Source organism: Sphingomonas sp. AP4-R1 (assembly GCF_013113735.1).
Classification (GTDB): Bacteria; Pseudomonadota; Alphaproteobacteria; order Sphingomonadales; family Sphingomonadaceae; genus Sphingomonas_I.
In genome coordinates this window covers 2,310,744-2,322,121 of the sequence record NZ_CP053346.1, presented here as the reverse complement: position 1 = coordinate 2,322,121, position 11,378 = coordinate 2,310,744, and the positions used below count along the sequence as shown (strand labels likewise).

Here is an 11,378-nt window from a genome sequence, read left to right as displayed (position 1 = left end):
ATCCTCATTCTTCTCCTGTCGGCTCGGCATCACCGCCGTCCGGGTGGACCTTCTAGAACTGACTTATGCGTCGCTCCATCAGCAGCCGGCGCTCGACATCATGGAGTCGACGCCGGCTGACCGGTACGAGGTGACCCGACACTAACTTGATCGACGCCCCAGCTTCCTCGCGAACGATCGCCGAGGCGTGGATCACGTTGACGATGTGCGAACGATGCGTTCGCACGAAATGCGGCGGAAGCCGCTGCTCCAAGAAAGTCAGGCTACCATCATGAAGCAGATGTCTATCGTCGATGGTTACGAGTTCGGCATAATCATCTGCGCCCTGGATGCGGACTACATGTTCGCAATCGACTATTTCCGCGCGACCAGCGCTCCGCACGATGAGAGACGGGCGCCTCGGCCCGTCACGTGTCGTTGCAAGCCGATCGAGCGCTTGCGCGAGTCTCGCAGGCACGATCGGCTTGGGCACGAAATCCAGCACCGCGTGATCGAAGGCCTCAAGCGACCGGTCGGCATACGCCGATACGACCACGCACGGCGTTTCGCCAACCGCGCGCATGACGTCGAAGCCGTTGTTGCCGCTCAAATTGAGGTCGAGGAGCACACCGTCAAAGGATGTGGTGCCTAGTTGCTCTATGGCAGTTGCGACGTCGTTGACACAGGTCAACAGAGCGCCGCCGCCCAGATGCTCGCGAACCAGCCGCATCAATCGGCGCATCGCGGACGCCTCGTCCTCCACCAGCAGCAACCGCATCAAACAGCACCTGTGACGATGGTCGTACACCAGCCGTTGCCGGCTGTTGCTTCCGCATTGACTGTTGCGGCGTTGCCGAACGCTGCGGCTATCTGCGTGCCGACATAGGTTAGGCCGGTGCCTGTCCCCAGCGATCCGGCACCTTCGTGCAGGCTGGGCGGTGTGGTTAGCTCAAGGGTTACGAGGACGTCGTCAAAGCGAACGACCTTAAGCAAAAAGGAATCTCCATCGACGTACCGGCCGTGAACCAACGCGTTTTCAACGAGTGTAAGAATGACGCCCGGCGGAACACGGAGAGCCGAAACCTCGCCCTCGACGGCGAAACTGAGCCGTGCGTCGGTTCGAAATGCCATCAACTGAAGATGGGACCGACATAAGTCGATTTCCTCCTGGAGAGCTATCAACGGCTGCCCTGCGATCCTGGACAGGGTGCGAAACTCATCGCCGAGTAGCTCGATCATCCGCACGCCGGCGCGCGGATTGCTTTCCACCCACTCGATCATGCTGTTGAGCGTGTTGAGCAGGAAATGCGGCGCGATGCTCTGCCTGAGAAGAGCCATCTCCAGGCCTGCCGCTCGAGCCGCTTCTGCAGTGGCTTCGCGCTGAATCCTCCGCAGGAGAAGTATCTGATTGGCGAACAGGATGGCGGACAGCGCCGCGAGTGTCAGGTAGAGCGTTGCATCGAGAAAGTCGGGCTGGATGGCGAGCAAGATGATAAAGATTGCCAATGCCGCCAGCAGTATTCGGGCTCTTCGCCCTTCATCTCCACGGCGCAGGATTGTGGCGCCGGTCGCCAGCATTGAACCGAGCGCACCAAGAGCGAGGACTAACTGTGATCGCTGGTCTGCAGGGATCGAAAGGGCGCACACGCCGAGCAGAACAGCGGTCCCGCCGACCATCCACCAGCGCATCGCTTTTCGGCGATAGTGCCACACTGCGTAGGCCAGCATTGAAAGCCCGACCCCGCTAGCGCAAAGCATGATCAAGGCGAGACGAGGCGCCTGCCACGGATAGGGCAGCGGTAAAATGCCGCGAGATATCTCAGCCGTCAGTTGCAACAGCGTGAACAGGGACAACGCCGCTAGAGCAAGCGACCCTTTGTCGCGCCGATCCGTCAGCCAAGCAGCGCCGAAGAAGATCGCGGCGATGACGAATGTTCCTGCGGTTGGTATCGCGGGAAGGTAATAGAGCAGAAGAGGCGCTAGCGAGCCCGCATAATCCTCGGTGTCGATTTGCAGGATCGGTCGGTCCACGCGCCAAGGCTGATGCCAAGAGGACAGACGCAAAACGAGGATGTTCTGTCCAGGTCGCAGCAGAGCCGGAGGGATAGGCCATACGGCATCCAGTCGGCCGGGAATCTCCGTCGAGGCCCTCGCGCCCGGCCGGCCGTTCGCGCCCAATCGCGTGCCATTCCACCACACTTCGCTGGCGGCCATCGCCGCCACCCTCACTGCGAGCGGCTCGTCCGAAGCCGAAGGTAAATCAATGATCGCCTTGACCCAGACCTGCCGTCTCTGGGGATCGATCGAGCCCACCGGGATGCGACGGCATGTGGCTCCTGTGAAGTCTGGGGGAACATTCGAAATGTTGCTGCACGAGACTACCTCGCGCACCTCCGGCATCGCGGCGGCCCGACCGGGTAGCGCGAAGAGAAGGGCGAGAAAGATCAGTGCCAGCCGGCTCATGGGTGGTCTTATAATGCGAATTTCGATCAAGTCTTACCGCTCACCGACGCTGCGACGCCGCTAACCGATTGCTCCCCCGCAAGTGGACCAGATCTCATAAGACACTGCATGATGATGCTGCCGGGTTACGGCTGCACGTCGCCGACGCCGCTTGCCAAACAATGTGTTCTCATCATGCCGACGAGTCTTTGCCGGAGACGCTGAGTGAAACCACGCAGTTCCTTACTCCCACACACTTCCTTACTCAGCGCCTTGGTAATTCTGTTCTCCCAGATGTTGCTGACTAGCTCTGTTTCGGCTGCGACCTCACGAAGAGTGATCATCGAGGCTGGGGTCGCCACGGCAATCGACGGTTCGCCGATGTCCTACGAGATCGGGACTGTCTTTGTGCCTGAAAACCGGGCGGTTTCCGGTAGCCGCATGATAGGGGTCGGATTTGCGCGGGTCAGGGCTGCACACCCGACTGGAGCGCCTCCCGTCTTTCTTCTAGTAGGCGGACCCGGCGTCACGATGCTCGACATCGTGCTCGATAAAAATGATGTCGCGAGGCGGCGCGTAAAGGCGTGGCAGGCCTATGCGAACGTCGCGGACCTGATCGTGATCGAGCAACGCGGTTATACGCTCCGAGGCGATCTCATGGTGAGCGAAATAAAGGCGCTCCCCCTGGACCGGCCGATGACGACGGCCCAGGATATTGCGGCCGTTCGTGACATGGCTCGCCGTGCCCAAGCGGCCTACCCAAAAGCCGACCTGTCGGGTTATTCGATCTCGGCGCTGGCGGACGATGTCGACGACCTGCGATCGGCGCTCGGTTATGATCGTATCAGTCTGGTGGCTGCCAGTTTCGGTTCCCAGTGGGCTTTCGCTGTGATGAAGTCGCATCCAGGCCTCGTGACACGTGCGGTCATCTCCTCGGCCGAACCACTGAATTACGGCTACGACATGCCGTCGGACGTCTTCGCTGCAATCCGCCGCATCGTTTGCGAAGCCGACGTTGATGCGCGTTTGAAGCCCTACCTTCCGCCCGGGGGCCTCGTTGCGGCGATCCAAGCGACCCGCAATCGCTTAGCGGCACGCCCTGTTAGCGCAGTGGTTAAGCATGGCGGATCGCCGAAACGCGTCGTCATGGGCGTCGAGGACTATCAATACGCGTTGATCGCCCACGCCGCAGATGCGGCGACGTTCCCGGCTTTCGTGCTCTCGGTATATCAACAGAACTATAAGAACTGGGCGCAGGAGGTAATCGACTGGCGCGCTCCTGAAACTCGCGCCCTCATCAACCCCCTCATAAACATCGGGCTCGACATGACGTCGGATCGGAAGGCGCTGCTCGAGAACGACCCCGCCTTGCCGCTCGTTGGCCGATGGGACTCAGCCTCTTATCTGGCCACCAAGGGCGAATGGGCGACCAAGGATGCGGGTGATGAATATCGCCGTCCGGTACTGGACCTTACTCCGATACTGTTCGTCCAAGGCGACTGGGACGTTTCCACGCCGGTCGAAAATACACTCGCGATTCAGACCTACTTCCCGAATAGCCGCACGATCTTACTTCACCGGGGTCAACATAACGGTACGTTCGCCCTTCTTCGCAGCAGACCCGACATTGCAGCCAAGGTCTACGAATTCCTACGGAACGGGAGCGCGGCGGATCTTCCAGTGGAGGTCTCGCTCGATCCCGTTGCCTTTGCTCTGCCGGAGGTGAGGCGATGACCGATCAAGCCGTAGCTGGTGCGAGACGCTCGATGACGCTTGACGAGATGCGAGCCGACTTCCTTTGTCGGCGTAAAGGCGTTCCGTCATTGCCAATCACGGGCTGTATAAATTACTCGATCGCCGCTCTCGCGAGCCTCTTTGTAGCGCCCGAGCACGCCAACCTCGCTCTCGCGATCTGCTTCTGGGCGATCATGCCGGTCGCGGCTCTGATCGGGTGGCTGCGCGGAGAGCAGATGCGGGAGAGTTCCGACAATCCCCTGTTCCGGCTGGCCAATCTCGCACGCATGATGGTCCTTGCCACATGGGCAATCCATGTTCCGGTTTGGATATATGCCCCAACGCTGTTCCCCCTCACAATAGGAGTGGCGTTCGGCCTCCATTGGGCGGTCTTCTCGTGGACCATCGACCACCCTCTGGGTCTGATTCACCTTGGCCTCCGCTGCACGCTAGTAGTCGCCGCGTGGCTTCTTGTTCCTGGCAATCGAATGGGCGCGGTCGCGGCTGCGGTGGCGGTCTCGTACATGATCTCGGTCTGGCAACTCAGCAGGATCCTCCGGCAAGAAAAGATTTCCAACATGGATCGATCCTCAGTGATCCCGCTGGCGGAATAGCGCCAAACGATATTGACGCATGGATAGGACCGGTGCCTTTTAGTTTTTAAACAGCTAAGTTTGGCGGTAGCCGCTGCCGATCACGGAAGCTTCTACCGTGCCGCCCTCGCACTGGCCGGGAGCGCATCTCTCGATGGTCCCAGACCGATAGTCGCCAGCGCCGACAAGCTCGTATCGCTGATGCGGGAAGTGTGACGTTGCCCCCAAAATGCCTGACGGGGCCTCAAGGGTTTGCATGATGTACTCGCGGGGCGAGCGGTAGCCTAGCGTCTTGTGCGGGCGGACCTGGTTGTAAGGAGTCAGCCAGGCGGGCGGCTGCTCGGTGACGGCGCGGGCATCAGGCGTGTGGTTCAACCGGACATGGTCGCACTTGAGCGTACGGACGAAGACCTCTGCCATGCTGTAGACTGCGGGCTGCTGACCGGGGTGGTGCGTGGGACGAGACCGATGCTCGACAATAGCGATCATCAGGTCGCGGACCTTCTCGCCGTTGTCGCTGTAACGCCTAGTCGTATGCTCAAAGCGAGACCTGTCAGGTCAATTAGGGGGCTATCTCAAAGTGGGAGTGGATGCCGATACCGGCGTGGTGCGCGTGCGGCGGAAGCTGGCGGTGTGCGCCGCGGGACGCATTATCAACCCGCTGACCGTGCGCAGTCAGGTGATCGGCGGCATGACGATGGGTATCGGTGCGGCGCTGACGGAGGAACTGGCGGTGGCCATGCGCTTCGGCTTCTTCGTGAACCACGACCTCGTCGGCTACGGGGTACCCGTCCACGCCGACGTGCCACATCTCGACGTCCCATTTCATCGATGAGGTCGATCCCACGATAACGCCTGTCAAGGCCAAGGGCGTGGCGAGCTTGGTTTATCCGGCGTTGCCTCTGCCATCGCCAACGCGGTCTACAACGCAGCGGGAGTGCGCGTGCGCGACTATCCGATGACGCTCGACAAGCATCTCGCCCAGCTACCGACGGTCGCGTGAGGATGGCCCGGCGAGCCCTCGCGACCGCCCTCCTCTTGGCGTGCGCTGCCGGAGCGGCGACCCAGCCGCCTTACAGCATCGTGCCGATACCGCCGGCCGAAAAGGCATTGCCAACGACGATCGCTGATCGCCCTATCGTTGTGCCCGGCGTGACGATGGACCTGGAAGGTCCGGTGTTCCTGCCGAACGGAGATCTGTTGTTTCCCGACGTGCAGGGCGGCCGAGTGCTCCGCCTGGATCGCCGCGGCCGGGTCACTCCCGTAGTCAAGCTGCCTGGGCTGATGCCGGGTGGTATGGCTCTTGGTCCAGACGGCCGCGTCTTCGTGGCTGCGGCCAACGACAAAGGTGGCGGGGCCATTGTCGCCATGGCGATCGACGGCACGCAGCAGACGATGATCGTTGCCGAGAGCGCCGGGCTGACACCCAACGACATCGTGTTCGTCGCGCGCGGTGGCTTCTACTTCACCGACGCTCGCGGCAGCATCGGCGAGGCGACCGGCGGCGTCTGGTATGTCGCGCCAGGGAGCGCCCCAGTGCCCGTGGTACGCCATCTGGCGGTCGCCAACGGCATTGCCCTCAGCCCCGATGGCAAGCGACTCTGGATCGGCGAATTCGCGCTTGGCCGCCTATATCGCATCGATCTCAAGGACGCGACGACCCCCGCGCCGTTCGGCGCCGTTACCGCCTACCACTTCACCGGGCCGGCGCCGTACTCGATGCGCGTCGACACGCAGGGCCGCGTGTATGTCTGCCTCTACGGGCAGGGCCGAATCCTCATCTTCTCGCCGACAGGCCTGCCCGTCGCACAAATCGTGCTGCCGGATCGCGACGCCGGGCAGAACCTGCACCTGACCAGTCTCGCTATCCAACCTGCTACCGGTGAGATCGAGATTGTCTCGAGTGACGGCGCGGAAGAAAATGCCGGTATGATCTTTCGCGCTCATGTCCCCTGATGTGGCGATGCCCCGTCACAAAACGCCGCTCTCGGATGGCTACCCTAGCCATGTCGTGCGTTTTGCGTTCGATGAGCACTCGGACAATAACTGATCGATGCGGACCGGACAGACGATAAAGCACGAGCGACGCCGGGCAAGAATTTTTGCCTGGATCCTGAGCGGGATTGTAAGCGCGGGCGCCCTTGGTAGCGGCGTCTTGTCCGTGCGTGCTCGCCGGCAGGGAGTAAGTCCGTCGATGCTCGTGGCGCGATCCGCCTTGCGGCTTTTGCCGAACGGGTTTCGCGATGTAGCTCGGCTACGCGCCAGCACGAAGCATCGACCCTGTCCGGCCGATGCGCCATTGCCGAGGAGGCTGAGCCGCACATGTTTGGTGCATGAATGGCATCTTGACGGTCAGAAGGTCATCACCCTTACGCCCCATAGGGACGGCAGCGGGTGGCATGTCATATACCTGCATGGGGGTGCCTATATCCATCCGCTCGCGCGTCCGCACTGGGGCATCATCGGCGCGATCATCGCTGCCACCGGTGCGAGCGTAACCGTGCCGCTCTACGCGCTCGCGCCGGAGAACGACTACAGGCGTGCAACAGCGCTGATGCACAGCGTCTATGATACCGTGCAGAAGCAGGCTCCTGGAGCGAGTATCGCTCTCGCCGGCGACAGCGCCGGCGGCAACCTCGCTCTCAATTTCACGCTACGTCGTCGCGACATGGGGCAGTCTCTGCCCCAACGTCTGCTGCTCTTCTCGCCGTGGCTCGATTTGGAACTGCGGGATCCACGCATCAGGGCATTGGAAGCTCGCGACGTTATTCTGGCCGTCGACGGACTGCGTCAGGCCGGAGCATGGTGGGCCGGGGACGCGAACCCCGCATGCGCGCAGCTAAGCCCACTTTACGCTGAGCTGACCGGACTGCCGCCGATCGCGATCTTCCAGGGCGATGCGGATATCTTCGTAATCGATGCCCGCACGTTCGCGGCGAGATGTGTGACCGCGCGCGTCGAGTGCGATTATCGCGAATATCCCGGCGCATTCCATGTCTTCGTAGGCGCGACATTCACACCGGAAGCGCGTGACGTTTTCGACAGATTGTCGCTTACGATGCCTCCTTCAGGCTAAGGTGATGAGCAACCTTCATCACCTCATCGCACGACGCTCATGAGAATGGTGCGGTCGGACGACGTTACCATCGCTGCAATGTTGAGACTGGTGAATGGCTATGAATAGCGCGCAGACCGCGGGACGATGGACTCGCCTTGGCGCAGCCGCGCTTGTTGGTCTGCTCGGTCTGACCTTAGCCATGGGCGGGACGCTACTCGTCGCCGATGGAGGATCGCTTTACTATCTTGCCGCCGGCCTGGCACTGATTACGACCGCGCTCCTTCTCTGGCGCGACGACCGCCGCGCTCGCCTCCTCTACGTGGTTATGTTCGCGGTGACGCTCATATGGAGTCTGTGGGAGGTAGGCTTCGCCGGATGGCCGCTGGTGCCGCGCCTTCTTGCCCCTGCTGGTCTTGGCCTTTTGCTGTTGGTCATACCGCTCGACACGAGCGCGCTGACATCAGCCCACAGAATACGTCGCGTTTCCGCGACGATCGCTCTGTTCGCCTTGTCGGTCGCGGCCGGCTTCCTCCTTCACCGCACCACCGACGCGGATCCCGTGCCTGCATGGCTTCGTCGTGGCACGCAGACAGCCGCGCCGGGCTGGCTCGCGAAGCCGCTCGCGGTTGCCGACCGTTCCGACTGGTCGGCGTTCGGCAACGATCAGGGAGGCACCCGCTTCAGTCCGCTCACTCAGATCGCGCCGGGCAACGTCGCCGAGCTCAAGGTCGCCTGGACGGTGGATGCCGGCCCCGCCGGCCCCGGCCCCAAGAACGGCCTCGAGACGGTGCCGATCATGATCGGCGACACGCTCTATGCATGCAGCGGATACAATCGCATCCTCGCCTACGATGCCGAGACCGGCCAAACTCGTTGGACGCATGACATGGCGCCCGGCCGGGAAGCGCTCGGCAAGCCCTGTCGTGGTGTTTCCTACTACCGTGTGCCGGGTGCTACCGGCCTTTGCGCCGAACGCATCTTCGGTGCGAGCCAGGTGCCGACGCTCGTCGCCGTCGATGCCCGAACCGGGCGGCCCTGCCCCGGTTTCGGCACCGCCGGTGCCATCGAACTCAACGCCAACATCAGCCGCTATCCCAAAGGCCAGTTCTACGTCAGCTCGGCGCCGCAGATCGTCCGCGGGAAGGTCGTCGTGGGTGGCGGCATCCCCGATAACCAATTCTGGCACGGGCCGTCTGGCGTCATACGCGCCTACGACGCGGTGACGGGGACGCTCGCCTGGGCTTATGATCCCGGCCATCCCGACCGGATCGGCGCCCCGCCGGCCGGGCAGACGTATACGCCCTCTTCCCCCAACAGCTGGGCGCCGATCAGCGCCGACGAGACGCTCGGCCTCGTCTATCTGCCGATGGGAGGCGCGACACCCGACAATTACGGCGCGCAGCGGCGACCCTCCGACGAGGCGCTGGGCGACGCAGTGATCGCGCTCGATGCCGAGACCGGTCGGCTGCGCTGGCGCTTCCAGACCACACACCACGATATCTGGGATTATGACGTTCCCGCACAGCCGACATTGGCGGACCTGCCGACCCCGAACGGCATCCGTCAGGGGCTGATCCAGGCAACCAAGCGGGGCGAGGTCTTCGTGCTCGACCGCACCACCGGGCGGCCCATCTTCCCCGTCGTCGAAATGGCTGTGCCGCAAAACCGGGTCACACCGGGCGAGCGGCTTACTTCGACCCAACCCTTCTCGACTGGGCTGCCAGCGTTCCGTGGCGGCGCGTTCCGCGAAAAGGACATGTGGGGCGCGACACCGATCGACCAGATGCTCTGCCGCATCCAGTTCCGCCGTTCGCGCTACGAGGGCCACCTGACCCCCTCAATGCTCGACAAGCCTACCATCTTCGATCCCGGCTCATCGGGCGGGGTCAATTGGGGTGGTGTGTCGCTTGACGTCGACCACGGCATCATGGTCGTGACCTGGATGCGCACCGCCGATCGTGTCACCGTAGTCTCCCGCCAAGAGGCGACCAAGCGCGACTTTAAGCTCAATAACGGCAAGACGCCGGGCGGCGATGCGCAGCGACCGATGCTCAACACGCCATTTGGCGCATACGGCACGCCGTTCCTGTCGCCGCTCGGCGTACCCTGCACCACGCCGCCGTGGGGCTTTATCGGTGCCGTCGATCTTACCACCGGCAAGCTGATCTGGTCGAAGCCGCTCGGGTCCGCCCGAGATACCGGCCCGCTCGGCATCCCTTCGATGCTGCCGATCACTATCGGCACGCCGCTCACTGGCGGATCGATAACGACGCGATCCGGTCTCGTTTTCGTCGGCGCTGCGGCCGAGAACACGCTGCGCGCGCTCGACGTCCGCACCGGCCGTGAGCTGTGGCAGGCGCGCTTGCCGGGCGGCGCCAACGCGACGCCGATCACCTACATCAGTCCGCGTAGCGGACGCCAATTTGTCGTCATCGCCGCTGGCGGCAACAAGGCGCTGAAAACTACGCTCGCCAACAAGATCGTCGCGTTCGCATTGCCCCGAACATAAATTCGGCCACCGCTTTTCTTGCGAGAAGCGGTGGTTACGCGCAGGGTGACGTATGCCATCCAAACGATCCGATCTTGCCGACCTGACCTACTTTGTGTCGATCGCGCGTCACCGCAGCTTTCGCCTCGCCGGCCTTGAGCTAGGCGTCAGTGCTTCCGCCCTCAGCCACGCCCTCAAGGGATTGGAAGCTCGGATGGGGGTTCGCCTGCTCAACCGCACCAACCGCAGCGTCACGTTGACCGCGGCTGGCGAGGAGTTGCGCGACCAGATATCGGACCCCTTCGAGGTCATCGATCAGGCAATTGAGAACCTGAATCGCTACCGAGACGCACCGACTGGCCGTGTTCGACTGAACGTTGTCGTTGATGCTGCAGCTCTCCTCCTGGCACCCGTTTTGCCGGTATTTGCCGAGCGCTATCCTGAGATTGAAATTGATGTGGCAGCCAGGGATCGCCTGGTTGACGTGACGGACGGCGGCTTCGATGCCGGCATCCGTCACGGAGGAACCGTACCAGAAGACATGATTACGCAACGCCTGTCGGCTGATCTCCGCTGGGTTGTTGCCGCATCCCCGGCGTACTTGGAACGATACGGCACACCGAAAACGCCCGAAGACCTTTGCAATCATCACTGTCTGGCTGTGCGACTTGGCGATGATCGCATTTACCGTTGGGAGTTTTTGGGCCCAGAGGGCGAGTTCGCATTGAGCGTGCCGAGCAAGATTACAGTTGATGAAGGACGAGCAATGCTTGCGCTGGCGGTAGCTGGTACTGGATTGATGTATGGTGCCGAACCGACATTCCAGGGGCACATTTCTCGAGGCGAACTTCGCCTGGTCCTTGAGGATTGGGCGACCACTGGACCTGGCTATCAGATCTACTATTCCAGCCGACGCCAAGTGCCGACCGGGTTACGTCTTTTGATCGATCTCATACGCGAGCTACGCCCGCTTGGTTTATAATGTTGAGGTGCGAAGAGCGATGCGCACCGCCCCTCACATAGCTAGCCAGATAGCTGCTCGGCTTCCCGCCACCTCCTGTAACCGTGGCGCTCAGGCCGCCTT

General features: G+C 62.2%; 9 protein-coding genes and 1 pseudogene. 7 read left to right on the top strand and 3 right to left on the bottom strand.

Annotation, left to right across the window (positions count from 1 at the left end):
- Positions 1-52 precede the first annotated feature (52 nt).
- Entirely contained in the window at positions 53-757 is a 705-nt protein-coding gene (locus HL653_RS10910) for a LytTR family DNA-binding domain-containing protein (protein ID WP_171744549.1), read from the bottom strand.
- Positions 757-2,442, bottom strand: coding sequence for a sensor histidine kinase (locus HL653_RS10905; protein WP_171744548.1), 1,686 nt, complete (start codon positions 2,440-2,442; stop codon positions 757-759). Before HL653_RS10905 ends, HL653_RS10910 begins: the two co-directional genes overlap by 1 nt.
- A gap of 510 nt (positions 2,443-2,952) precedes the next feature.
- Here HL653_RS10905 and HL653_RS10900 point away from each other — a divergent pair.
- Together HL653_RS10900 and HL653_RS10895 are read left to right on the top strand one after the other, a co-directional pair.
- Positions 2,953-4,155 carry an alpha/beta fold hydrolase gene (locus HL653_RS10900; RefSeq protein WP_171744547.1) on the top strand — a complete coding sequence of 401 codons (1,203 nt, stop codon included), beginning with the start codon at positions 2,953-2,955 and terminating at the stop codon, positions 4,153-4,155.
- Complete coding sequence (locus HL653_RS10895) at positions 4,152-4,769, top strand: hypothetical protein (RefSeq protein WP_171744546.1); 618 nt, start codon at positions 4,152-4,154, stop codon at positions 4,767-4,769. The genes HL653_RS10900 and HL653_RS10895 overlap by 4 nt, the downstream gene beginning before the upstream one ends.
- Positions 4,770-4,823: 54 nt before the next feature.
- On the opposite strand, the gene HL653_RS24630 is transcribed toward HL653_RS10895, so the two are convergent.
- A complete protein-coding gene (locus HL653_RS24630) occupies positions 4,824-5,168 on the bottom strand; it encodes an integrase core domain-containing protein (RefSeq protein ID WP_367613609.1) in 345 nt (114 codons plus the stop codon).
- Between the two features lie 145 nt (positions 5,169-5,313).
- Here HL653_RS24630 and HL653_RS10885 point away from each other — a divergent pair.
- The 5 genes and pseudogenes from HL653_RS10885 to HL653_RS10865 form a co-directional block, all read left to right on the top strand.
- A pseudogene (locus tag HL653_RS10885) lies at positions 5,314-5,751 on the top strand (molybdopterin cofactor-binding domain-containing protein); the annotation flags it as partial.
- Positions 5,752-5,753: 2 nt separating this feature from the next.
- A complete protein-coding gene (locus tag HL653_RS10880; protein ID WP_171744544.1) occupies positions 5,754-6,704 on the top strand; it encodes an SMP-30/gluconolactonase/LRE family protein in 951 nt (316 codons plus the stop codon).
- A 373-nt stretch (positions 6,705-7,077) separates the two neighbouring features.
- Entirely contained in the window at positions 7,078-7,824 is a 747-nt protein-coding gene (locus tag HL653_RS10875; protein ID WP_253718032.1) for an alpha/beta hydrolase, read from the top strand.
- A gap of 100 nt (positions 7,825-7,924) precedes the next feature.
- Positions 7,925-10,315, top strand: a complete 2,391-nt coding sequence (locus HL653_RS10870) for a pyrroloquinoline quinone-dependent dehydrogenase (RefSeq protein WP_171744542.1) — start codon at positions 7,925-7,927, stop codon at positions 10,313-10,315.
- Positions 10,316-10,367: 52 nt separating this feature from the next.
- Positions 10,368-11,276: a LysR family transcriptional regulator gene (locus tag HL653_RS10865; protein WP_171744541.1), complete on the top strand. Its 909-nt coding sequence runs from the start codon at positions 10,368-10,370 to the stop codon at positions 11,274-11,276.
- Positions 11,277-11,378: the final 102 nt, after the last annotated feature.

Bases quoted from the DNA above. Each gene is read 5' to 3' on its own strand.
- HL653_RS10880 (WP_171744544.1), top strand. From the start codon at position 5,754: ATGGCCCGGCGAGCCCTCGCGACCGCCCTCCTCTTGGCGTGCGCTGCC.
- HL653_RS10865 (WP_171744541.1), top strand. From the start codon at position 10,368: ATGCCATCCAAACGATCCGATCTTGCCGACCTGACCTACTTTGTGTCG.
- HL653_RS10870 (WP_171744542.1), top strand. From the start codon at position 7,925: ATGAATAGCGCGCAGACCGCGGGACGATGGACTCGCCTTGGCGCAGCC.
- HL653_RS10900 (WP_171744547.1), top strand. From the start codon at position 2,953: ATGCTCGACATCGTGCTCGATAAAAATGATGTCGCGAGGCGGCGCGTA.
- HL653_RS24630 (WP_367613609.1), bottom strand. From the start codon at position 5,168: ATGGCAGAGGTCTTCGTCCGTACGCTCAAGTGCGACCATGTCCGGTTG.
- HL653_RS10910 (WP_171744549.1), bottom strand. From the start codon at position 757: ATGCGGTTGCTGCTGGTGGAGGACGAGGCGTCCGCGATGCGCCGATTG.
- HL653_RS10895 (WP_171744546.1), top strand. From the start codon at position 4,152: ATGACCGATCAAGCCGTAGCTGGTGCGAGACGCTCGATGACGCTTGAC.
- HL653_RS10905 (WP_171744548.1), bottom strand. From the start codon at position 2,442: ATGAGCCGGCTGGCACTGATCTTTCTCGCCCTTCTCTTCGCGCTACCC.